Genomic DNA, 24,162 nt, shown 5'->3' with positions numbered 1-24,162 from the left:
ATATGTCTTTATTAATTGAGTAAAAAAATCCTACCTAACATTTTTGAGCATCTTATACATAGGATCAAATTCATCATAATAAATTTTCTCCTTATCAAAGGCTTCCATTACTTTTTTGGTCAAAAATTTCTTATCAATTATTAATTCAAAAGTATTTTCCTTAAACCACTCATCAGTCATAGAAAAATATCCATCTTTTCCGTCGTCTTCGCCCCAAGAATTTTCGATTTTCCAAAACTTAACTTCCTTGTCGACCTTATCAAAACCGGTCAAATTCATGGCGTGACAGGCTGTTGAAAATCTTGAATTAATTCTTTCTTCCTTGGTCATTTTTGGAAAATCTGTAAAAGTTTGGTCGAAATTAAATAAATTTTCATCCAAAACGCCGCTTTCCCTGTCCTCATTTATATCAATATCACAGGCAAACCACATTGTCTCATTATTTTTAATAGATTTTTGAGCAAATTTACTCATTGTATCCATATCCACATTAATTCCATAAAGATCTGGAAGATCAACAGCGTTTTTTGCCACCTTATCGACCAAAATTCTATTGTAAGGATGTCTTGGATCATTTAATAATTTAACTTTTCCATCAAAAAAATCGCCCACATACTTATCAAAAAAAGATTTTGGAGTCATATTTTTTTCAATGTGATATTTGTCGTCCTTGTCATAATATTTAAAATCAAAATTTTTCACAGGCTTGCCAATAGATTTTGCAAAAATATTATAGGCATAAGAAAGTCCCTTTTCCCTCAAAATTTCAATTTCTTTTTCATCATCAGTAGCCCTAATTTCCATGGCGATTTTTTTTAAGGCATTTTCCAAAACATAAAACATGAATTGAGATACTTCAGTATGAAAAACTTCGCCCATATTAGTTTTTGGAAGAATTCCATATTTTTTGATCAAATAATAGAAAAATTCAAAATATCCCCCGTCTTCAGGAGTAGAATAAAAAACATCCTCAACTTTTCTATCTTTAATGTCCAAATTTTTTGTATCAATAACCCTTTGCAAAAACAAATTTGTTTTTTCCATATTGTCATAAAAGTACAAAAAAGATTCAGAAAGCTCAAATTTTTCCATGTTAAGTTTTTTTGCAATATGCATCCTAACCATATTAAGACCCGCAAACATCCAACACCTGCCAGTCTTTTTTTGATTGGTCACATCCTTGGTTTCAACTTGGTTAGAAAAAATAAAATCATGCTTGTTAATAATATTTTTATTAAGCGAAGCCTCCCTTATCCCCATATTTGAAATAGCATTTTCAATAACCTTGTTTTTAGGCTCAAGCTCATAAGTTTTTTCTAATTTATCAAAAATTTTGTCATCTAATATCATAAGTCACCTCTTTATCATAGCTAACTATACTGTATCTGTTTTTTTAGAAAAATAAAATTAGATTAAAGAAAAAAATGATTTTAATATACTTTTTTAAAATATTACAAAAGTGTAAAATTTCAAGGGATAAACATTATAATTCATTGACAAAAGTTACAAATTGGTATATCCTATTTAAGAATAAGTACAAATTATGTACACAAGGAGAAAAAAATATGTCTAAAAACATAATATCCAAAATCCTAATTATCTTATCTTCTATTGTTTATATAGGATTTTTTTATTTTTTGAATAAATATAACATCTTACCACAAACAATGAGATTTATAATTCTGGCAATAATATTGATTTTAATATTAGGATTTGCGTATTTGGTTTTTAAAAAGAAAAATATAAACAAACCATTAAAAATCCTATTTATTTTATTATTATTAATAATTAGTCTAGCAGAAACAATTTTTATATCCTATGCAAACACTTCAATAAAGACGGTTGAAAAAATAAATCAGAAAAAGGATTTAAATAAAACACAAATGTCTTTAGTTGTCTTAAAAAAGTCATCTATAAATTCAATTGAAGAAATAGGTGAAAATCAAGTTGCTATATCAAGAAAAATGGATAAGGAAAATATAAAACAAGCAACAGAAGAATTTAAAAAAGAAAACCAAGAATTAAATTTCGAAGATTTTGGTGATTATGTAAAAGCTGGAGAAGGACTAATATATGGCAAAGTTCAAGTCATGTTATTAAACGAAAGTTTTAGGCAAATGCTTGATGAATCTATCGAAGATTTTTCAGATAAAACAAAAGTTTTAAAATCATATTCTGTAAAAGGAAATGAAAAATTAAATGAAAATAAAAGTATTGAAAAAGATCAAAGTTTTAATATTTACATTTCAGGAATTGATACATATGGTGCTTTGACTAATGTTTCAAGATCAGATGTCAATATGATTGTAAGCGTAAACCAAAAAAAGAAAAAAATTTTAATAACAACAATACCAAGAGATACCTATGTAAATCTTGCAGGTTTTGGAAATACAGCTTATGACAAATTGACTCATGCAGGATTATTTGGTGTAGATACATCAATAAAAACTTTGGAAAATTTCCTTGATATTAAAATAGATTATTATGGAAAAGTAAACTTTACAACCCTAGTTGATTTAATAAATGAGCTAGGCGGGATAAGCGTTGATAATCCCGTAGCTTTTCAAGCTACACACGGTGGCTATAATTTCCCACAAGGAAAAATTGAAATGGATGGGGATATGGCACTTTCATTTTGTAGAGAAAGATACAATTTGAAAGAAGGAGATTTCGATAGAGGAAGAAATCACACCAGAGTTCTAACAGGAATAATTAGAAAAATGCTAAGCAAAGAAATGCTTATAAATTTCAATAAAATATCAGATATTGTATTAGACTCAGTAAATACAAATGTTTCATACGATAAAATGATAGATTTAGTAAACAAACAGTTAGAAAATGGTGGAGATTGGAAGATAGAAACACAATCCCTAAAAGGTGATGGAAGCATGGAACTAAGCTCATATTTGATGCCAGATGCACAATTATATATGACAGTTCCAAGAAAAGATTCTATAAAAAAAGTTCACGATAAAATAGAAGAAAACAATCGTTAAAAGAATATGAAAATATAAGGGAGATCTAGAAGATTAAAAAAAATTAGACTCCTTATTGTTTTCTTAAAAAAATTTCCAAAAAAATGGGATAAATTGAACTAAACATATACAAGGAGGAGGGGTATATGTATAGAAAAGACTCAGAAAGTTGGATACAATATGTAAACTTTATATTCCTAGATATGTTTTGTTTACAATTGGCTTATATTCTAGCATATGGATTCAGCGGATATGGTTTTAACCCATATAACCAAATTATTTATAGAAATATAGGATTTATTATAGAATTAATAGACTTTTTAGTAATACTAGTATATGGAACAATGAATAGCGTCTTTAAAAGAGGATACTACGTAGAATTTGCAGTAACTTTCAAACATGCAATGTTTGTTGGAGCACTTCAAATTTTATACCTATTTTTATTACAAGAAGGACAATATTTTTCAAGACTAACCCTATTGCTAACAATAATTATATACACACTAATAACATACTTTGCAAGGCTCTTATTGAAAAAATATATAAGAAAAAATTCAAATGAAAATAAAAAATCAAGATTGTTATTAGTAACAACAGAGAAAATGGCAGAAAAACTTGTTAAAAAGATACAAAAAAATAAATATAGCAAGTATAAAATAGCTGGTCTAGTAATAATCGAAAAAGATTTAAAAGGAGAAGAAATTGAAAAAATACCAGTCGTTGCTAACAAAAACTCCATAGCAAATTTTGTTTGCAAAGATTGGATTGACGAAGTATTAATAGTACAAGATGAAAACTTCGAATATCCAAAAGAAATAGTTGATAATTTAAATGAAACAGGTGTAACTGTTCACTATAGCATTAGAAATGTAGTTCAAGAAACAGGAAAAAAACAATTTGTAGAAAAACTTGGAGATTTTGTAGTAATAACAACAAGCGTAAATTATGTATCATCAAGACAAGTAATGATAAAAAGAGCTATGGATATAATTGTAGGACTTGTTGGTTGTATATTTACCTTGATTTTATGCATCATCCTTGGTCCAATAATTTATTTCACATCACCAGGACCAATATTTTTCAAACAAGATCGAGTAGGAAGAAACGGAAAAATTTTCAAAATGTATAAGTTCAGAAGCATGTATATGGATGCAGAAGAAAGAAAAGCAGAACTTATGAAAAATAATCAGTACGGTGATGCGAGAATGTTCAAACTGGATTTTGACCCAAGAGTTTTGGGAAATAAAGTTCTTCCAGATGGAAGCACAAAAACAGGAATAGGAGATTTCATAAGAAGAACAAGCCTTGACGAATTTCCACAATTTTTCAATGTATTAAAAGGAGATATGTCAATAGTAGGAACAAGACCACCCCTACTTTCAGAAACAGCCCTATACGAACCACATCACAGAGTAAGGCTTGCAATAAAACCAGGAATAACAGGAATGTGGCAAGTGAGCGGACGAAGTAATATTACAGATTTTGAAGAAGTGGTAAAACTTGATCGAGAATATATAGAAAATTGGAATATAGGATTAGATTTCAAAATCCTATTAAAAACATTTTTGGTTGTATTTAAAAAAGAAGGGTCAATGTAATTTAAATTTATGCACATTTAGAAATATGTTATCTTATTTAATTGTAGATATTTTTTAAAAATGTATCTATAATTTAAACGAACGAATAATTATAAGGATTTGAGAATTGTCTAATATTAATATTGAAGATATAAAAGATGAGAAAAGGTTAGGAAAAAATAATCGAATAAAAATTTTAAACACTGAAGTTGATGTTTTAAATATGAAAGAAACTGTGGAATTGGTAGATGAATATGTTAAAACCAAGACTCCTCTACATCTTATGGGAGTTAATGCAGATAAAATTAATGACTTAAATAAAAATAAGCTTATGAAACGAATTGTAAATAGCTGTGGCATAATAAATGCAGACGGTGCTTCAGTTGTTTTAGCTAGTAAGTTTTTAAATATCCCGTTACCTGAAAGGGTGGCAGGAATAGATTTAATGCAATACCTAATAGGTTTGTCAGAGAAAAAAGAATACAAAATATATTTATTAGGCGCAAAACAAGTAGTTGTTGAAAAAACTGCTGAAGTTTTAAAAACTAAGCACCCAAAATTAAATGTAGTAGGCATACATAATGGATACTTTAAAGAAGAAGATTGGTATAAAATATCTTGTGAAATAAAAGAGAAAGATCCAGACTTTGTTTTTGTAGGCATTACATCCCCATTAAAGGAGTATCTTATTGAATATTTACAAAATCAAGGTAATTGTTGTGTTTTTATGGGAGTAGGTGGAAGTTTTGATGTCATATCAGGAAACATACCTAGGGCTCCCAAATGGATGCAAAACAATAACTTAGAATGGCTTTTTAGAGTAATCCAAGAGCCTAAAAGACTTTTTAAAAGATATTTATTTGGTAATTTTAAATTTATAAAAAATGTTTTTAAGGAGAAAATTGGATTATGAATATATTACATATTTCAAGGACTATGGGACAAGGTGGTGCTGAAAAAATTGTATATCAATTATGCAAGGATGACTGTGCAGACCTCAATATAGTTGCCTCTTGTGGAGGAGAATATGTCGATTTACTTTCGAAAATCGGAGTGAAAAACATTGATATAGAAGATTTTCAAAACAAAAATCCGTTTAATATTTTTAAAACATTATTAAAACTAAATAAAATAATTAGTGAATATAAAATTAATATAATTCATTCACACCATAGAATGGCAGCTTTCTATGCAAGATTACTTCAAATTATGAATAAGGATGTTATCCACATATATACTGCACATAATGTTTTTCATGGGAAAAAGAATTTACTAAGATTTGCTTTAAAGAATTCTCAAATAGTTGCATGTGGATCAACAGTTAAGGATAATCTTACAGATTATTATAAAATAGATGAAAATAAAATTAAAATAATTTATAATGCTGTTGAAAAACCTTCTAATTGTGAAAAAAAAGTTGTACCTGAAATAGATCAAAATAATATTAATATAGGTTTAATTGGTCGAATATCAGAACAAAAAGGTGTAGATTTATTTATAAAATCTATTCAAAAAATTACAAAAAAATTTCCTAAAGTCAAATGTTTCGTAATAGGAGATGGAGAAGATCGAGCAAGTATGGAAGATCTTGTTAAGAGATTAAATTTAGAAGAACATATAAAGTTTTTGGGATTTAGAAGAGATGTTTTTAATTTGATAGATCAAATTGATTTTATAGTAATGCCATCAAGATGGGAAGGATTCCCTTTAACACCTATAGAAGTGTTCTCAATGCATAAAACAATAATAGTTTCAGATATAAAAAATAATTTGGAGATAGTAACCAATAACTACAACGGATTAACCTTTGAAACAGAAAAGATTAGTGAATTGACTAAGAAAATAGAAGAAATGATTCTAATTAATAGAAAAAAATTAGAAGATAATGCATTTGAAACTTATAATAAAAGATTTAGCTATAATCAATTTATTAATAATTATAATGTTATCTATAAGGAGTTGTTATAATGAAAAAAGTAATGATTGTATTCGGAACAAGACCAGAAGCTATTAAGATGTGCCCTTTAGTAAATGAATTACAAACTAGAAAAAATGAATTTGAAACAGTAGTATGTGTTACAGGTCAACATAAAGAAATGTTAGATCAAGTTTTAGATGTATTTAATGTAGTTCCAGATTATAATCTTCATATAATGAAGCAAAAGCAAAGTTTGTTTGATGTAACAATAAATATTTTAGCTAGAATAAAAGAAGTTTTAGAAAAAGAAAAACCAGATGTAGTATTAGTACACGGAGATACTTCAACTACTTTTGTAACTGCACTTGCTTGTTTTTATCTTCAGATACCAGTAGGTCATGTAGAAGCTGGACTTAGAACTTACAACAAATATTCTCCTTACCCAGAAGAATTTAACAGACAGGCAGTAGGAATAATATCAGACTACAATTTTGCACCTACACAAAGAGCTAAAGATAATTTACTTAATGAAGGGAAAAATCCAGAATCAATATTCGTTACTGGAAATACAGTTATAGACGCATTAAAAACTACAGTAAAAGATAGTTATAAAAATAAATATTTAGATTGGGCTTCTGATAGCAAACTTATATTAATAACTGCTCATAGAAGAGAAAATCTTGGGGAACCAATGAGAAACATGTTTAAAGCTATAAAAAGAGTCATGGATGAGCACGAGGATGTTAAAGCTATCTATCCAATTCATAAAAATCCAGTGGTTAGAGAAGCAGCAAGAGAGATATTTGGTGACTTTGACAGACTTAAAATTATTGAACCTTTAGATGTGGTAGATTTTCATAATTTCTGTGCTAATTCACATTTAATTTTGACAGATAGTGGCGGAATACAAGAAGAAGCACCAAGTTTGGGGGTCCCAGTTTTGGTAATGAGAGATACAACTGAAAGACCTGAAGGCATAGATGCTGGAACATTGAAACTTGTGGGGACAGAAGAAGAAAACATTTATAATAATTTTAAATTATTGTTAGAAAATAAAGAAGAATATAAAAAAATGTCAAAGGCTATAAACCCCTATGGTGATGGAAATTCATCAAAATTTATAGCAGATATATTATCTGAGAAATTATAAATATATATAAGGAGTATTTATGAAGAATATTTTAGTTCCCGTAGTAGTGCCTGCGTACAATACTAAAAAATATATTGAATAAATGATAAATTGTCTAATAATTAATCGTACAAAAATTTACAGATAATATTTTTAGATGATGGATCCACTGATAATACATCTAAAATTATAAAGAGATTTAAATATGATAGAGTAGAATATTATTAAGAAAACTCTGGTGTTTCATCTGCAATAAATTATGGAATAGCTAAAGTTAAAGGTGATAAAATATTCTTTTTGGATTCAGATGATGTATTTGAAAAAATCTAATAGAAAAATGCATAGAATATTCTAAAATTAATTATTTTGAAAGTGTACTTTATGGATATGCTGATATTATAAATGGTGAAGTAAAAAAATGAGCATATTTTTAAGGTAGATGGTATTTATTTAGATGAAGATATTATCGAAAAAGTTGTACCAGCGTTTATTGGTCGTTCATTTAACGATATAAATCAGTGTATACTAGAAAAAAAGGATTAAGAGAAGGAAAAAAGCATACAGATTTGTGGAGAATAATGCTAGATTCTAATATTGTTAAAAATAATAAGTTATTATTTGATACTAATTTAAGTTTAGGTGAAGATACAAATCTTATTAATACATGCCTTTTGTTTTCAACATCTGTAGGAATTTTAAAAGAAACTTTATATTATCTAAGAATTCGAGAAGAAAGTGCTAATGTAACTAATAGTCAAAATTCTTTTTTTATGGTTAAGAATAAAGAAAAATTAATTGTAGCAAGAAAAGAAACTGATGTTCACGAATATTGGCAAAGAACACTAATTTTTATGCTATACAACTTTCAATGATATTGTCTAGTAAGGGAAAAAGAGGAAAAAAAGTCTTTAATATATATAAACAATAAGAATATTAAAAGATCAATTAGTGAATTTAAACCAATAAAGTTCAAATTGAAGTCAATTCCTTTTTATTTATTTTTATTTATTGAAAATAAAACTAGGGAATTTACTTTTTGGCACAATTAAAATATTACCAGATAAGTTTATTAGAAAATTCATCTAATATAGATTAATATGCTGGCTAATAATGTTAGGGGGCTCTAATATATAATGAATAAAAAGAAAAAAATAATTATGTTAATATCCGACTTATCGATTGGAGGGGCTCAGAGAGTATTTATAAGCCTTGCTAATTATCTATATGAAAAAAATTATGAAGTAAAAATATTAGTTCAAAATTTAGAAAATCCGATTTATAAAAAAGAAATAAATAAAAATATTGAAGTAATTAGTTTATCTGCAAATTCAGCAAAAAAAATGTTACCTAAAATGTATAATTTTTACAAAAATGAATCATGTGATGCATGTTTACCATTTAGCCCTGAACTTGCTGTAAATCTTTTTATTATAAGAAAATTCTTAAAGAGTAATTTTCTTATAATAGGTAGGTGTATAAATACACTATCTTTTGATTATAAATATGCAAAATCATTTTTTAGGAAATATATTAGCAAATTTTTAGTTAAAATATTCTATCATCGAATTGATTATGTTATTGCGCAATCCTTTGGAATGAAAGGGGATTTGATTGAAAATTTTAGTTTTAAAGACTCAAAAGTATTTGTAATAAATAATCCTTTATCAAAACAGTTTGAGTATGAGATTTCAAATAATGTTGATTTATTAGAGAAAAATTATGATTTTTTATTTGTAGGTAGGTTTGAACATCAAAAAGGCTTAAAAATGTTAATTGATGCATTTAGTAAGTTAGATAGAGATCATAACTTGGCATTAGTAGGAGATGGAAGTGAAAAGAATTATTTGCAAGATTATATTTTATCAAAAAAATTAAGTGATAATATTATTATTGAGGAATATTCTGAAGATATAATTTCTATCTATAATAGATCTAGAGTACTGGTCTTATCATCTTATTATGAAGGATTTCCAAATGTATTGATAGAATCAATTGCTTGTGGTACTCCGGTTGTCTCTTATGATATGCCAAGTGGAGCAGATGAAATTGTGGAAGAGAATATCAATGGATATTTAGTTAAATATTTAGATGTAGATTCTTTGGCTTTATCCATGAATAAGGCTATTAATAAAAAATGGAATTATTTAGATATAAAGAAAACAGCGTTAAAGTATAGTTCTGATATTATATTAGATCAATACATAGAACTTATTGAAAAACTAGTATTTTAAAGAGGTGTATTATGATTATTATAATGTATATATTTATATTATTTTCTGCTGTTTTTGAATATAATATACCATATATAAATTATTGGGATGAAATTATATTTATAATTTCAATTTTATATTTAACTTCAATAGTATTAAAAAAGGGCGAAATAAAGAGAATAACTTTTAATATACTACTTTTATCATTTTTAGTTATCGTTATTGGAATTATAGGTAATTTTAATAATTCCACTTATCAAACTAATAAAATAGCTATGCTCAAAGATGTGGTTGCTTATTTAAAGTTTCCTATTACTTTTATAGCTTTACCAAAAATATTAAAAATAATGAATATAAAAAGAAAATTTAAAGAGATTACAATCATAACTAAAATAATAACTATTATTATGTTTATATCTATGATACTAGGATACTTTATAGATATAGGATTATACAAAAGCGAAGAAGACAGAATATTAAAGACATTTTTATTTATATTCCCCCACCCAACATTCTTAGTTTTTACTTGCTTAATAATGTTGATTATATTTATGATAGGCGAAGTTAAATTAAATAAAACTTATCTTTTTATGTGTTTATCTATTATGTTTATGACTCAAAGAAGTAAAGCTTATTTTATAGTCGCATTTATATTAGCTATACTTTTAATCCCAAAGAGATATTTGGAAAATTTATTTACTTTTAGGAATAATAGAATGTTACTTAAAAAAAGGTACATTTTTTTAAGTATAATATTAGTTTCTTCCTTTATGTATTTATTTGCTAAGGATAAATTTATTTTATATTTTCAGTACGGATTAACAGCTGCGAGACCAGCCTTATATTTAGTTGGACTTAGATTAGCTTACGAACATTTTCCATTAGGTACAGGATTTGGAACATTTGCTTCATCTTTATCAGGAAGATATTATTCATCGATTTACTATAATTATGGAATTTCTAATGTTCTCGGGATTAGTGAAGATAATATATCATATATAGGAGATGTTTATTGGCCTTATATATATGGACAATTTGGTATTCTAGGATTTTTATTACAAATTAGAATTTTCATAAAACTTTTTTTCTATTACTTTAAGAAAATTGTCAATAATATTAATAGAAAAAGTTATATAATAATTTGGGCTTATTCTATATTCGCCTCTTTTGCAGAAGCTTTTTTTACTAATTCAACATCAGTTCAGATGTCGTTCATTATTTCTCTGTGTTTATTAGTTAATAACGAGTAACACATATGGGAAATAATGTATCTATGAGTATTTAAGAAAATAATTTAATGAATAATTATGTTTTATAACTAGATAAGGAGTTGAAATGATGAAATTATTAAAATTCATTCGTGACAAGGATTATAGATTTATAGTCTTGTCTAATAGAAGCTTCTACAATGATATGGATGATAAAATTTATATAGAAAAATTATTCAAATCATATATGGGCTATTCTTTAAATTTAAATAATCCAAAAACATTTAATGAAAAATTACAATGGCTAAAATTGTATGATAGAAAGCCAAGATATACAATGATGGTAGATAAGTATAAGGTTAGAGAATATATAGCAGACAAAATTGGAGAAGAATACTTAATCTCATTATTGGGAGTTTGGGATGATCCTGATGATATTGACTTTGATTCGTTACCAAATAAGTTTGTCTTGAAATGTAATCATGATTCAGGTGGTCTTTCTATTTGTAGGGATAAAAAAAATTTTGATGCAAATATAGCAAAGAAAAAATTAAAAAAATCATTGAAGACGAATTATTATTATTCTGGAAGGGAATGGCCTTATAAAAATGTTCCAAGAAAAATAATAGCAGAAAAATATATGGTTGATGATTCAAATTCTGATGAATTTACAGATTATAAATTTTTTTGTTTTAATGGATATGTTGATTGTGTGATGGTATGTTTAGATAGAAATTCTGGAGATCCTAAGTTTTATTTCTTTGATAAAGATTGGAAGCTAAAAAGGCTTAATAAAAGAGGGAAAGAGGCACCAAAAGATTTTACAATTCCAAAACCTGAGTGTATAGCTGAAATGTTTGAAATTGCATCTAAGCTTTCAGAAGGATTTCCTTTTGTTAGGGTGGATTTATACCAAAGCTATGGAAAAATATATTTTGGAGAAATGACTTTTTATCCAGATAGTGGTTTTGATAGTAATATACTTCCAGAAGCTGATTTATATTTGGGTAGCTTAATAGATATAAATAATATAAATTAAAAATGATGAACGGAGAAAATATGAAAATTTCAATTTTAGGCGCGGGTAATGCAGGATGCGCAGTAGCTGCAGATTTAAGTATAAAAGGTCATGATGTCACTTTAATAAAAACATCACATTCATTGCATGATGATAACTTTGAGTATTTATTAAAAAATAAAGGTGAAATGATTTTAGATGAATTTGGAACCATAAAAAAGTCTAAGATAAAAAAATTAAGTCGTGATATTAGTGATATAAAAGGTAGCAAAGTAGTAATTATTTTTGTACAAACAAATTATCATTTAGAATTAATAAAGAAGATATCACGACATATTGTAGATGATCAATTAATTTTATTTAATCCCGGTTATTTATCTAGTGCATATCTTTTGAAATATTGTAGTAAAAATATAATGATAGCGGAGGCTGAGAGTTCCTTTATTGATGGAAGAATCCATAAACCTGGGTATTTTAAGGTTAGTTTTAGGAATGTAAGAAATCCGATAGGAATTTATCCAAAAAAAAGAAAAATTGAAGCAATGAACACGCTAGATAAACTTGATGAAAAAATTACATATCTAAATTGTGTTCTTGAAGCATCTCTTCACAATCCTAATCTTATTGTTCATACAGTTGGTTCAATTATGAGTATACCTAGAATTGAGAGCAGTAAGGGTAATTTTAATATGTATCATGAAGTTTATAAAGAAGATAGCTTGTATACTTGGAATATTGTAGAAAAACTTGATCAAGAAAAGAAAAATATTTTAGCAGAATTAAACCTAAGAGAAATATCCTATTTAGATGCATGTAAATACAGAAATTCAGAAAATTTAGATATAAATAGCAAAGATGTCTTTATAGATTATGCTCAATCTGAGGAAGCGGTTAGCGGACCAAACGATGTCAGATCAAGGTTTATTACCGAAGATGTACCTCAAGGTTTAGTTTTGCTAGAATCGTTGGGTAATCATCTAAACTTAGAAACTCCAATAACAAGTTCATTAATAGAAATTGCCAGTGCTGCATTAGGAGAAAACCTTAGAGCTAATGGACGAACATTAGAGAAGTTAGGCAAGGATAATATTAATAAGTTAATTAATGACGCCTTGTTATAATATATAAATCGACAATATAATAAATTGTAATGATATTAATAGTATATTGTTTTACACAATATTACAACAACTTTAAAGAAATTTTCAGTTTAACTGACTGATTTTAACTAATTTTATAAAAATAATTTAAATATATGGAGATAATTACATTTGAACAGAAAAAAACTTTTAGCCCTTAATACAAGTTCATCATTTATATTTCAACTGACTACAATTATTTGTGGATTTATAGTTCCAAGACTAATTTTACAAACTTATGGATCTGAAGTTAACGGATTAATAAATTCCATTATGCAATTTTTAGCTATAATAGCCTTTCTTGAACTAGGTGTAGGTGCAGTAATTCAATCTTCATTATATAAGCCCTTGGCAGAAAAAAATAATGAAGAAATTAGCAAGATTGTTGTATCAGGTCAGAAGTTTTTTTCAAGACTTGCTACCATACTTTTAGTTTATGTTGTAATTTTGATGGGAATATATCCGTTAATAGCAAAAACAAATTTTGGATTTTTGTATACGGCTACAATGATTCTAGTCATAAGTATAAGCTCTTTTGCCCAATACTATTTTGGAATTGTAAATAGTTTACTTATAACAGCAAATCAAAGGGGATATTTTTCTTACAATATTCAAACAATAACATTAATACTAAATACTATAGCATGTTTTATTCTAATAAAATTAGGAGCATCAATTCACATAGTAAAACTAACTACATCATTAATATATTTAGCCAGACCACTAATTCTTTCTCTTTATGTAAAGAAAAACTATAAAATAAATTGGAATATAACATATGATGAAGAGCCAATAAAACAAAAATGGAATGGAATAGCCCAACATGTATCATCAGTTGTGCTAGATGGAACAGATAATATTGTTCTTACTATTTTTATGGGCCTTGAAGTTGTCTCAGTTTATTCAGTATATAATATGGTTGTCATGGGAGTAAAAAAACTTCTTATGTCAATGACAAATGGAATCCAATCATTGATGGGTGAGCTATTAGCTAGAGAAGAAATTGATAAATTAAGAAAATTTTTTGGTTGGGTTGAATGGAGTATTCATACTGGAACAACTTTTATATTTGGAGTTACAGCTATTTTAATAATTCCATTTGTAGAAGTCTATACATCAGGAATACATGATGCAAATTATATTCAACCACTATTTGCAGTTTTGATAGTAGCAGCAAATGCAGGTCATTGTTTACGCCTACCATATAATATATTGATATTAGCAGGTGGTCATTACAAACAAACTCAAAATAATTATATAATTGCAGTTCTAATAAATATTGTAATCTCAATTTTATTTGTAAACATTTTAGGCTTAGCAGGTGTTGCAATAGGCACCCTCTTGGCTATGTTTTATCAAACAGTATGGATGGCAATATATGATTCAAAAAATTTAATACATTGGCCTATAAAATATTTCATTAAACAATTACTAGTTGATGGAGTTACAGTTTTGTTTTTTGCAATTATTTCTAAATTTTTTACTATTAATAATATTACATGGTTATCTTGGATTATATATTCAATAAAAATTAGCCTAATTTCTTTAGTATTTGTAGGTATAATTAATACAGTATTTTATAAGCAGTATATTAATAGGATGTTAAGAAGTTTTAAAAAATAATATTTAAATAAAATATCATAATAAAAAATCCTAAGAATTTTAAAATAAATTCTTAGGATTTTTCTATTTAAATCTTATAAAATTCCTTATACCATTCAGCAAACTTCCTTATACCTTCTCTTAGGCTAGTGTCTGGTTTAAAGCCAAAATCTTTTTCTAATGGCTTGGTATCAGCGTAGGTGATTGGGACGTCACCTGCTTGCATTGGAACCAATTTTTTATGAGATTCGAAATCGTAATCTTCTGGTAATACTTTTGCTCTTATTAGTTCTTCTTGAAGTATTGTTACAAAGTCTAGTAAATTTTCAGGATTGTTGTTTCCGATGTTATAAATTTTGTATGGTGGAATTGGTAGTCCATCTTCCCCGTTTTTTCTTTCTGGTGCTTTTTGCATAACTCTTTTTACACCTTCAACAATATCATCAATATAGGTGAAATCTCTTTTGCAATTTCCATAATTAAATATTTCTATTGTTTGGTCATTTAAAAGCTTGTTTGTAAATCCAAAATACGCCATATCTGGTCTTCCTGCTGGTCCATAAACTGTAAAAAATCTTAATCCAGTTGATGGAATATTGTAAAGTTTACTGTAGGCGTGAGTCATAAGTTCGTTGGATTTTTTTGTTGCAGCATATAGTGAAACAGGATTGTCTACCTTGTCATCAGTGCTGTATGGAACTTTTTTGTTAGAACCATAAACTGATGATGAAGAAGCATAGACAAGATGTTCAACTCCCTTTGCTCCATTGTCATAAGAGTGACGACAAGCTTCCAAAATATTATAAAATCCAATCATATTTGAAGAAATATAAGCATCTGGATTTGAAATTGAATATCTTACTCCTGCTTGGGCACCCAAATTTACAACTATATCTGGTTTGTGATCTTCAAATATTTTATCAATAATCTTTTTATTTGAAATATCTTCTTGATAAAATTTGTAAGTAGAATTTGGATTTTCTTTTAGACACTTTTCAATTTCTTCAAGTCTCCATTTTTTGATATTTACATCATAATAATCATTCATATTATCAATCCCAATAATATTTATTGGTGATTGGGTTTTTAATAATTCAAGTATTAGGTTTGATCCTATAAAACCTGCAGAACCTGTAACAAAAACTGTTTTATTTTTTAAATCTATATTATTCATTTTTTTACCTTAATCTCTTTTAAAAATATCTCTAGTATAAACTTTATCGATGACATCATCAAGACAAGAATCATATCTGTTTGCAATAATTGCTTGACTTATTTTTTTAAATTTCTTCAAGTTATTTACTACTTCTGAACCGTAAAAAGTCTCGCCATTTTTAAGAGTTGGTTCATATATAACGACCTTTGCTCCCTTAGCCTTAATTCTTTTCATAACGCCTTGGATTGATGATTGACGGAAGTTATCTGAATTAGATTTCATAGTAAGTCTATATACACCAATAATTTTTTCACTTTCTTTTTCTGGATCCCATTTGCTATTTGAAACATAGGCACCAGCTTTTCCTAAAACTTGATCAGCAATAAAATCTTTTCTAGTCCTATTAGAATCAACAATAGCAGAAATCATATTTTGAGGAACCTTATCAAAATTTGCAAGAAGTTGTTTTGTATCTTTTGGAAGACAATAGCCACCATAACCAAAAGAAGGATTGTTGTAATGAGAACCAATTCTTGGATCAAGACAAACACCATTAATAATCTCTTCAGTATTTAATCCCTTGCTTTCAGCATAAGTATCAAGCTCATTAAAATATGAAACTCTTAGGGCAAGATAAGTATTAGCAAAAAGTTTTACAGCCTCAGCCTCAGTAAAACCCATAAACAAAGTATCAATATCTTCCTTAATAGCACCATCCTGTAAAAGATGAGCAAAAATTTCAGCCTTATCACGACTCTCATCATCACAAGAAACAATAATTCTAGAAGGATAAAGATTATCATACAAAGCCTTAGATTCCCTCAAAAATTCCGGAGAAAAAATAATATTTTTAGTATCATATTTCTCCCTAACAGATTTAGTATAACCAACAGGAATAGTAGACTTAATAATCATAGTAGCAGAAGGATTAACCTTCAAAACCAATTCAATAACAGATTCAACAGCAGAACAATCAAAAAAGTTCTTCTTAGAATCATAATTAGTAGGAGCAGCAATAACAACAAAATCAGCATCCCTATAAGCAGACTCACCATCAAGAGTGGCAGTCAAATCAAGGTCTTTTTCCTTAAGATATTTTTCAATATATTCATCTTGGATAGGAGATTTTCTCTCATTAATCAAATCAACCTTTTCCTTAATAATATCAACAGCAGTAACATGGTTGTGTTGAGACAACAAAGTTGCAATAGAAAGACCAACATAGCCCGTACCAGCAACAGCAATATTATATTTCTTATCCAAAAAATCCCTCTTAATTTCCTTTTTCTCCTCAACAAACAAATCAACAATATCAAACTCCAAAACCTCACAAAGCCTTTGAAGTTGATCAATAGAAGGAGTATAGTCAAAAGATTCAAGACGACTAATCATAGTCCTGTTAATACCACTAAGATCAGCAAGCTTAGTTTGAGTAATATTTTTTTCTTTTCTTTTATCAGAAACAGTCTTAGCCATTTTTTCAATAGATAATTTTTTCATATATTCTCCATTTCAAATTTATAAATTGTATAATAATATTATCAAGTTAAGCTTGTGTTGTCAATTTAAATAACAAAGATTTATATAGGATTTTAAATTTACAAAAATATGTTACAATTAATAACAAACATTTTTTTGATATTCTGATAATTTAATTTTAAATTTTTTTATAAAATAATTGCTATAAAATATTGAAATTTGTATAATTTTGTTATAAACTAAAGGGTAGTGAGAATTTTTAAGTTCTTTTGATTTTTAAAAAATTTTATATAAAGGAGATATAAATGGATCAAGAAAATATTGATTTATTAGAATTGTTTAGGAAGTTAAAAAAACATCTGTTTTCGATTGTTTGTTTAGCTATTATATTTGCTGCTTTATCCTATGCGGCTTCTGTTTTTATTATTACGCCTAAATATGAGGCTGTTACTACTATGATTGTTAGTAATTCTAAAAATGAGCAGGAAAAGCAAAACGGGGATGTTGACCTTAATCAAATTAATGCTAACAGAGCTTTGGTTTCTACTTATTCTGAGATTGTTAAGAGTAAGGGTGTTGCTGATAAGGTAGTTAATAATTTGAAACTTGATATGGATTTTGAAGAATTTTCTAAAAAAGTTTCTATTGAACCTGTTAAGGATACTCAAATTATTTCTGTTAAGGTTGTTGATACTGTTCCTGAAAGATGCATGGATATTGCTAATGCTACTTCTATGGTTTTTAAGGATTCTGTAACAAAGATTATGAAGGTTGATAATGTTCAAATTCTTGATAAGGCAAATTTGCCTGAGGAGCCTTCTTCACCTAATGTTAAAAAGAATACTGTTATTGGTTTGATTTTAGGTTTTATTATTGGTGTAGGAATTTCTTTGTTTAAGGAATTGATTGATACGACTTTCAAGACAACTGATGATATTGCTGAGGCTTTTGATATTCCTGTTCTTGGCATGGTTCCTGATAAGAGTAAAGGAGAATAAGATGGCAAAAAAACACGGTTATTATAGTACTTCTTCTGTTTTTGATGAGGCTATTCGTTCTGTTAGAACTAATATTCAATTTTCTGATATTGATGATAAGAAAAGGGTCATTGCTATGACTTCTTCTAAACCTAGTGAGGGCAAGACTACTGTTTTGTATTCTATTGCTAAATCTTTTGCTGAAAATGGAAATTCTGTTGTGCTTTTGGATTTTGACCTTAGAATGCCAAAGGTTGGCAAGGTTGCTGGTATTGAAACTAATATGGGTATTACTAATGTTATTACTGGTAAGGTTGAACTTAATAGGGCTTTGATTAAAGATCAAAATGAGGATAATCTTTTTGTTTTGCTTTCTGGTCCGGTTCCTCCAAATCCTGCTGAAATTTTGGCTTCTAATCATGTGAAGGAATTGATTAAGGAGCTTTCTCAAAGATTTGATTATGTATTTTTGGATACTCCTCCTGTTGGTTTGTTTACTGATGCTTCTATCGTCTCAACTTATTGTGATGGGGTTATTTTTGCTATTAAATCAAAGGATACTAAAAAGGAAGAAGTAAGCCATGCTCTTGAGAATTTGAAAAAGGTTAATGGTAAAGTTTTGGGCGCTGTTCTTACTTTTGCTGATTTGAATGAATCTACTTACAAGGGTTATTATTAATGATTGACATTCACAATCATATAATTTATGGGGTGGATGATGGATCTAGGTCTTTGGATGAATCTTTGAAAATGGTTGAGCTTTTTATGGCAAATGGTTTTAATGAAATTGTTGCTACAAGTCACTATGATCCATCAAGATATATGGTAAAAAAGGAAGATATTTTGGAAAAATCTTCTATTTTAAATGATGAGATTAAAAAAAGATCCCTAGATTTTAAAATTTATCCAGGTCATGAAATCCAAGTTGAACCAAAAATTTTGAATAAAATTCGTGATGGCAAGCTTTTGACTTTGAATAATTCTAGATATGTTTTGTGTGAGCTTTCTTTTGTAAATAAGCCTTTATTTTTGAGGGATTTGATTTATAATCTTTCTCTTGAAGGCTTTGTCCCTATCATTGCTCATGCTGAAAGATATCCATATGTTGAAGCTCATACTTCATTTTTATATGAATTTATCAAAATGGGGGCTCTTGTTCAGATTAATTTTTCTTCTATGAATTCTCATAGAAAAACTACCCAAAGGCTATTGGAAAAAAATATGGTTCATTTTATTGGAACTGATTCCCACCAATCTGAGTGGAGAAGTCCAAATATTGAAAATGAAAAAAGAGAAATTATTGAAATAATTGGTCAGGATAAATTTGATGAACTCACTTTGACAAATCCTAAAAAAGTTATAAATGATGAATTTATAGCAAGTAGCTATGATGATATTGTAAGAGATGAGGATAAGAAAAAGAAAAGTAAGAAGAAAAGCTTATTTAATTTTTGGAGAAAAAAATGAAGATAAAATATATTGTTTGCTCTTTTGCTCTTATTCTTGCCCTAAGCTCATGTGAAAAAAAGCAAGAAAAATACGAGCAAAGAGATGTGAAGATTGATACTGTATTTGACAATTCAAATTCTAATGTGGAAATTATTGATCAAAACAACAATCCTGAAGTAAATACAAGTGAAGAAAATACTGATTTAAATAACAATCAGGGCGGGGAAACTTATAGGGTTACAACAAGTGTAAACTTGAGACAAACACCTACAGTTGACGAAGATAATTATATTGATTCAATCCCTGCAAATACCGAAGTTGTTTTTATTGAGGAAGTAGAAAATAATGACGGTGAAACTTGGTCTAAAATCACTTATAAAGGAAAGACTGGTTTTGTCGCAAGTGATTTCTTGGAAAAAATCGTTGAAAATTAGGTCTAAAATGATTTTTAAAAGAGCTTTTGTGAAATTTTGATTTTATAAATCATTATTTTACAAAAGCTTTTTTGTGTGTAGTAAATAAATTGAAAAAATGTAATGTAAAAAATACTTGAAATTTAAATTTTTAAAATTTCAAAAACTACATAAAAAAACCAAGAATAAAGCTTATAAATATGAAGATAGGTACTCATAAAAAATTGACAAATATTGCAAATTAGTATATTCTAATGTGAGAATAAATAAGATAAGTATAAGGGAGATTACGTTTTAAAATGTTTAAAAGCTTGATATCAAAAATTACTATTTTTTTAGCAGCTATTGTCTACATAGTGTTTTTTTATTTTTTGAATAAATACAATATTCTACCAATAAGGTACAGGTTTATATTATTAGGATTGATTTTGTTGATTCTTATAATTTTTACTTTATTAATTTTTAAAAGAAAAAGAACAGGCAAGCCGGTCAAGGCCTTTTTTATAATAATACTTTTCTTGATAAGTGTATTTGAAGGTTTATTTATGTCCTATGCCAACACATCAATTCAAACTGTAGAAAAAATCAACCAAAAAAAGGACGTAGCCAAAACAAAGATGTCTTTTGTTGTTTTGAAAGATTCACCACTTGAAACTGTGGCTGATTTGGAAGAAACTCAAGTAGCTATTGCCAAAAAAATGGATGATGAAAATATAAAAGAAACCTTGAAAAAATACAAGGAAAAAACAGACGAAGATTTAAATGTTGAAGATTTCGGTGATTATTTGACTTTGGGACAAAGCTTAATAAATGGTAATGTTCAAGCGATTTTGTTAAATGAAAACTTTAGACAAATGCTCGATGATACAATCGGTGGTTTTAGTGACCAAACTAGGGTTTTAAAATCATTTTCTGTTAAAGGAAATGACAAATTAAATCAAAACAAAGAAGTAGAAAAAGACCAAAGTTTCAATGTATATATTTCGGGAATAGATACATACGGAGACCTTTCAACCGTATCAAGATCAGATGTAAACTTAATCGTGAGTGTAAATCCTAAAAAAGGAAAAATTCTGATTACAACAATTCCAAGAGATACCTATGTAAATATAGCAGGCCTTGGAGATTACGCAAATGATAAACTAACCCATGCAGGCTTATTTGGAGTTGATACTTCAATAAAAACATTAGAAAATTTCCTTGATATAAATATAGATTATTATGCAAAAGTAAATTTCTCAACCCTAACCCAACTTATTGACTTGTTAAATGGAGTTGACGTAGAAAATCCAGTGGCTTTTGAAACAAACGATGGGAAATATTTCCCACAAGGAACAGTCCACATGGACGGAGAAATGGCATTAAGTTATTCAAGAGAAAGATATCACTTGGCAGAAGGCGATTTTGATAGAGGAAAAAATCAAGTGAGAGTAATGACAGGAATAATAAGAAAATTATTGTCAACAGAAACTCTTTTGAATTTCAATTCAATAGCAGAAGTAGCGCTTGATTCAGTAAATACAAATATGCCATATGACAAAATGATAGAAATGGTAAATGGACAAATAGATGAGCCAAAAAATTGGAAAATAAAAAGCCAAGCCCTACGAGGCCAAGGTGAACCAGGCCTACCATCATACCTAATGCCAGGAAGTGAATTATACATGATGAGGGCTGATGATGAATCAATTGATCAAATTCATGATGGGATTTTGAAAAATAATAAAAATAAAATAGAAAATTAATATTATATAAGGGTAAGATATGTATAAATTTTTGTAATTCTTTCAAAAAATAAATCAAAATTTATAGCTTACCCTATGTATATTTTTGGGTCTATTAATGATAAAATATAAAAGTGGGCATTTTATCCATTTAAATTTACTTTATGTAATTATATCTTGATATAATGCCTATAAAAAATAAAGATTTAATAAAAAGGAATAAAAATGGAAACTAAAAAAATATTAAATAAAAAAACATATATACTTTTAGTTTTTGATATTATAATCATAAACATAGCATATTTTTTGGCCTTGTATTTAAGATTTGATGGAAGTTTTATCCAAATACCAAAGCTATATTTACAAGCGTTTAAAAATTATGCCATAATAAATACAATAGTAACTTTGCTAATATATTCAGCATTCAAACTATACAAAATAATATTAGAATATGCATCATACAATGAATTAATAAAAATAACACAAGCAGTAGTTCTCTCCTTATTAATTCATATCTTTGGTATATCAATACTATTTCAAAGAATGCCAATTTCATATTTTGTTTATGGATTTTTAATCCAATATACTCTAACTGTTGGGTTAAGATTTGCCAACAAAATGATTATCCAAAGCAAATACAACATTATTGACAGAAATCCAGAATTTAAAAGAGCCTTAATAATTGGAGCAGGTTCAGCTGGACAAACTATAAAAGAAGACATAAATAAATCTAATAAAAAAGAAAATATAGGAATAAAAGTAGTAGGATTTATTGACGATAATCCAGAAAAAAAAGGTCAATATATAGACGGAACCAAAATATATGGTGACAGAAATTTAATAAAAGAACTTGTAAAAAAAGAAGATATAGATCTTATCTTGGTAGCCCTACCATCAGCCCAAGAAAATCAAAAAAGAGAAATCCTACAAATATGCAATGAAACAAATTGTGAAGTAAAAGTCCTACCAGGAATTTACCAATTAGTATCAGGAAGCATATCAATGTCAGGAATGAAAGATGTCCAAATAGAAGATTTATTAGGACGAGATCCAGTAAAAATATTTTCAAACGAAACCTTTGATTACCTAAACGACAAAGTAGTACTCGTAACAGGCGGAGGCGGATCAATAGGATCAGAATTATGTAGGCAAATCGCCCAATACGGACCAAAACTTTTGATAATATTTGATATATACGAAAATAACGCCTACGAAATCGAACAAGAGCTAAAAAGAAATAATAAAGATTTAAAATTCATAACCCTAATAGGATCAGTAAGAGACTATGCAAGAGTAAAAAAAGTATTCGAAACCTACAAACCAGAAATAATATTTCACGCAGCAGCCCACAAACACGTTCCATTAATGGAGGTAAGTCCAGTAGAAGCAATAAAAAATAACGTAAGAGGAACCTACATAGTAGCCCTACTATCATTAATTTATAATGCAAAAAGATTTGTCCTAATTTCAACAGACAAGGCAGTAAACCCAACATCAGTAATGGGAGCAACAAAAAGAGTTTGTGAGAAAATAATCCAAGGAATAAACGATATAAGAGAAAATCAAGAGTACGAAAAACTTGCAAAAGTAACAATAAACGATGGTGACAGAATAATCACCATAAATCCAAAAGATTACTTACAAGGAAAAAATCCACAAACAGAATTCGTAGCAGTAAGATTTGGAAACGTCCTAGGTTCAAACGGATCAGTAATTCCATTATTCAAAGAACAAATAGCATCCGGAGGGCCAGTAACAGTAACCCACCCAGAAATAATCCGTTACTTTATGACCATAAAAGAAGCAGTAAAATTAGTATTACAAGCAGGCTCAATGGCAAAAGGCGGAGAAATCTTCGTACTAGACATGGGAGAGCCAGTAAAAATAGACTATTTGGCAAGACAATTAATAAAACTATCAGGCTACAAAGCAGACATAGACATGCCAATAGTATACACAGGCCTAAGACCAGGAGAAAAACTATATGAAGAAAGACTAATGGACGAAGAACTCCTATCAGATACAAAAGTAGAAGGCATATCCGTAGGAAGACCATTAGAATTTTCAAGAGAAGAATTTTTCCAAAAATTAGACAAAGTAATAAATCAAGAAAACATAGACGAATTAGACATAGTTGTCACAATAAATACTTTGATAAGTACATTTATAGGAAAGGGTAATAAATAAT

Annotated in this window: 20 protein-coding genes and 1 pseudogene; 18 read left to right on the top strand and 3 right to left on the bottom strand. The window is 27.9% G+C overall.

Annotation, left to right across the window (positions count from 1 at the left end; genetic code table 11):
• Positions 1-30 precede the first annotated feature (30 nt).
• On the bottom strand, positions 31-1,350 hold the full coding sequence (locus tag BN3265_RS08470; protein ID WP_058991136.1) for a C1 family peptidase: 1,320 nt from the start codon (positions 1,348-1,350) through the stop codon (positions 31-33).
• Between the two features lie 215 nt (positions 1,351-1,565).
• Here BN3265_RS08470 and BN3265_RS08465 point away from each other — a divergent pair, with 215 nt between their 5' ends.
• From BN3265_RS08465 to BN3265_RS08415, 12 genes and pseudogenes are all read left to right on the top strand, one after another.
• Positions 1,566-2,996, top strand: a complete 1,431-nt coding sequence (locus BN3265_RS08465) for an LCP family protein (protein WP_058991135.1) — start codon at positions 1,566-1,568, stop codon at positions 2,994-2,996.
• A gap of 125 nt (positions 2,997-3,121) precedes the next feature.
• Positions 3,122-4,573, top strand: coding sequence for a sugar transferase (locus BN3265_RS08460; protein WP_058991134.1), 1,452 nt, complete (start codon positions 3,122-3,124; stop codon positions 4,571-4,573).
• A 106-nt stretch (positions 4,574-4,679) separates the two neighbouring features.
• Entirely contained in the window at positions 4,680-5,465 is a 786-nt protein-coding gene (locus BN3265_RS08455) for a WecB/TagA/CpsF family glycosyltransferase (protein WP_209436025.1), read from the top strand.
• On the top strand, positions 5,462-6,520 hold the full coding sequence (locus BN3265_RS08450; protein ID WP_058991133.1) for a glycosyltransferase: 1,059 nt from the start codon (positions 5,462-5,464) through the stop codon (positions 6,518-6,520). The genes BN3265_RS08455 and BN3265_RS08450 overlap by 4 nt, the downstream gene beginning before the upstream one ends.
• The gene (gene wecB, locus BN3265_RS08445; RefSeq protein ID WP_058991132.1) at positions 6,520-7,620 is read left to right on the top strand and encodes a non-hydrolyzing UDP-N-acetylglucosamine 2-epimerase; all 1,101 of its coding nucleotides are present in this window, start codon (positions 6,520-6,522) and stop codon (positions 7,618-7,620) included. The genes BN3265_RS08450 and wecB overlap by 1 nt, the downstream gene beginning before the upstream one ends.
• Before the next feature lie 120 nt (positions 7,621-7,740).
• Positions 7,741-7,929 (top strand): annotated as a pseudogene (locus BN3265_RS09800) (glycosyltransferase family 2 protein); the annotation flags it as partial.
• A gap of 248 nt (positions 7,930-8,177) precedes the next feature.
• Positions 8,178-8,471: a hypothetical protein gene (locus BN3265_RS08440; RefSeq protein WP_058991131.1), complete on the top strand. Its 294-nt coding sequence runs from the start codon at positions 8,178-8,180 to the stop codon at positions 8,469-8,471.
• 261 nt (positions 8,472-8,732) lie between these two features.
• The gene (locus tag BN3265_RS08435) at positions 8,733-9,830 is read left to right on the top strand and encodes a glycosyltransferase (RefSeq protein WP_058991130.1); all 1,098 of its coding nucleotides are present in this window, start codon (positions 8,733-8,735) and stop codon (positions 9,828-9,830) included.
• Positions 9,831-9,841: 11 nt separating this feature from the next.
• Complete coding sequence (locus BN3265_RS08430; protein ID WP_058991129.1) at positions 9,842-11,059, top strand: hypothetical protein; 1,218 nt, start codon at positions 9,842-9,844, stop codon at positions 11,057-11,059.
• Positions 11,060-11,144: 85 nt separating this feature from the next.
• Positions 11,145-12,056, top strand: coding sequence for an ATP-grasp fold amidoligase family protein (locus tag BN3265_RS08425; RefSeq protein ID WP_058991128.1), 912 nt, complete (start codon positions 11,145-11,147; stop codon positions 12,054-12,056).
• Between the two features lie 20 nt (positions 12,057-12,076).
• The gene (locus tag BN3265_RS08420) at positions 12,077-13,156 is read left to right on the top strand and encodes an NAD/NADP octopine/nopaline dehydrogenase family protein (protein WP_058991127.1); all 1,080 of its coding nucleotides are present in this window, start codon (positions 12,077-12,079) and stop codon (positions 13,154-13,156) included.
• Positions 13,157-13,306: 150 nt separating this feature from the next.
• Positions 13,307-14,797, top strand: a complete 1,491-nt coding sequence (locus tag BN3265_RS08415; protein WP_058991126.1) for an MATE family efflux transporter — start codon at positions 13,307-13,309, stop codon at positions 14,795-14,797.
• 67 nt (positions 14,798-14,864) lie between these two features.
• On the opposite strand, the gene BN3265_RS08410 is transcribed toward BN3265_RS08415, so the two are convergent.
• Both BN3265_RS08410 and BN3265_RS08405 read right to left on the bottom strand, forming a co-directional pair.
• Positions 14,865-15,950: an NAD-dependent epimerase/dehydratase family protein gene (locus BN3265_RS08410; RefSeq protein ID WP_058991125.1), complete on the bottom strand. Its 1,086-nt coding sequence runs from the start codon at positions 15,948-15,950 to the stop codon at positions 14,865-14,867.
• A 9-nt stretch (positions 15,951-15,959) separates the two neighbouring features.
• The gene (locus tag BN3265_RS08405) at positions 15,960-17,432 is read right to left on the bottom strand and encodes a nucleotide sugar dehydrogenase (protein ID WP_058991124.1); all 1,473 of its coding nucleotides are present in this window, start codon (positions 17,430-17,432) and stop codon (positions 15,960-15,962) included.
• Between the two features lie 284 nt (positions 17,433-17,716).
• Between BN3265_RS08405 and BN3265_RS08400 the strand changes: the two genes are divergently transcribed.
• From BN3265_RS08400 to BN3265_RS08375, 6 genes are all read left to right on the top strand, one after another.
• Positions 17,717-18,409, top strand: a complete 693-nt coding sequence (locus tag BN3265_RS08400; RefSeq protein ID WP_058991123.1) for a YveK family protein — start codon at positions 17,717-17,719, stop codon at positions 18,407-18,409.
• 1 nt (position 18,410) lies between these two features.
• Positions 18,411-19,067, top strand: coding sequence for a CpsD/CapB family tyrosine-protein kinase (locus BN3265_RS08395; protein ID WP_058991122.1), 657 nt, complete (start codon positions 18,411-18,413; stop codon positions 19,065-19,067).
• Positions 19,067-19,855: a tyrosine-protein phosphatase gene (locus BN3265_RS09570; RefSeq protein ID WP_058991121.1), complete on the top strand. Its 789-nt coding sequence runs from the start codon at positions 19,067-19,069 to the stop codon at positions 19,853-19,855. Before BN3265_RS08395 ends, BN3265_RS09570 begins: the two co-directional genes overlap by 1 nt.
• Complete coding sequence (locus tag BN3265_RS08385; RefSeq protein WP_058991120.1) at positions 19,852-20,271, top strand: SH3 domain-containing protein; 420 nt, start codon at positions 19,852-19,854, stop codon at positions 20,269-20,271. Before BN3265_RS09570 ends, BN3265_RS08385 begins: the two co-directional genes overlap by 4 nt.
• A gap of 410 nt (positions 20,272-20,681) precedes the next feature.
• The gene (locus BN3265_RS08380; RefSeq protein WP_245191106.1) at positions 20,682-21,995 is read left to right on the top strand and encodes an LCP family protein; all 1,314 of its coding nucleotides are present in this window, start codon (positions 20,682-20,684) and stop codon (positions 21,993-21,995) included.
• A 204-nt stretch (positions 21,996-22,199) separates the two neighbouring features.
• Positions 22,200-24,161 carry a polysaccharide biosynthesis protein gene (locus BN3265_RS08375; protein ID WP_058991118.1) on the top strand — a complete coding sequence of 654 codons (1,962 nt, stop codon included), beginning with the start codon at positions 22,200-22,202 and terminating at the stop codon, positions 24,159-24,161.
• Position 24,162: the final 1 nt, after the last annotated feature.

The organism is Anaerococcus rubeinfantis (genome assembly GCF_001487145.1).
GTDB lineage: Bacteria > Bacillota > Clostridia > Tissierellales > Peptoniphilaceae > Anaerococcus > Anaerococcus rubeinfantis.
The sequence above is the reverse complement of the archived record's forward strand: the minus strand, read 5'-3'. Positions and strand labels throughout refer to the sequence as shown.

Coding starts and splice junctions, on each gene's coding strand:
- BN3265_RS08470 (WP_058991136.1), bottom strand. CDS start 1,350: ATGATATTAGATGACAAAATTTTTGATAAATTAGAAAAAACTTATGAG.
- BN3265_RS08465 (WP_058991135.1), top strand. CDS start 1,566: ATGTCTAAAAACATAATATCCAAAATCCTAATTATCTTATCTTCTATT.
- BN3265_RS08460 (WP_058991134.1), top strand. CDS start 3,122: ATGTATAGAAAAGACTCAGAAAGTTGGATACAATATGTAAACTTTATA.
- BN3265_RS08450 (WP_058991133.1), top strand. CDS start 5,462: ATGAATATATTACATATTTCAAGGACTATGGGACAAGGTGGTGCTGAA.
- wecB (WP_058991132.1), top strand. CDS start 6,520: ATGAAAAAAGTAATGATTGTATTCGGAACAAGACCAGAAGCTATTAAG.
- BN3265_RS08440 (WP_058991131.1), top strand. CDS start 8,178: ATGCTAGATTCTAATATTGTTAAAAATAATAAGTTATTATTTGATACT.
- BN3265_RS08435 (WP_058991130.1), top strand. CDS start 8,733: ATGAATAAAAAGAAAAAAATAATTATGTTAATATCCGACTTATCGATT.
- BN3265_RS08430 (WP_058991129.1), top strand. CDS start 9,842: ATGATTATTATAATGTATATATTTATATTATTTTCTGCTGTTTTTGAA.
- BN3265_RS08425 (WP_058991128.1), top strand. CDS start 11,145: ATGATGAAATTATTAAAATTCATTCGTGACAAGGATTATAGATTTATA.
- BN3265_RS08420 (WP_058991127.1), top strand. CDS start 12,077: ATGAAAATTTCAATTTTAGGCGCGGGTAATGCAGGATGCGCAGTAGCT.
- BN3265_RS08410 (WP_058991125.1), bottom strand. CDS start 15,950: ATGAATAATATAGATTTAAAAAATAAAACAGTTTTTGTTACAGGTTCT.
- BN3265_RS08405 (WP_058991124.1), bottom strand. CDS start 17,432: ATGAAAAAATTATCTATTGAAAAAATGGCTAAGACTGTTTCTGATAAA.
- BN3265_RS08400 (WP_058991123.1), top strand. CDS start 17,717: ATGGATCAAGAAAATATTGATTTATTAGAATTGTTTAGGAAGTTAAAA.
- BN3265_RS08395 (WP_058991122.1), top strand. CDS start 18,411: ATGGCAAAAAAACACGGTTATTATAGTACTTCTTCTGTTTTTGATGAG.
- BN3265_RS09570 (WP_058991121.1), top strand. CDS start 19,067: ATGATTGACATTCACAATCATATAATTTATGGGGTGGATGATGGATCT.
- BN3265_RS08385 (WP_058991120.1), top strand. CDS start 19,852: ATGAAGATAAAATATATTGTTTGCTCTTTTGCTCTTATTCTTGCCCTA.
- BN3265_RS08375 (WP_058991118.1), top strand. CDS start 22,200: ATGGAAACTAAAAAAATATTAAATAAAAAAACATATATACTTTTAGTT.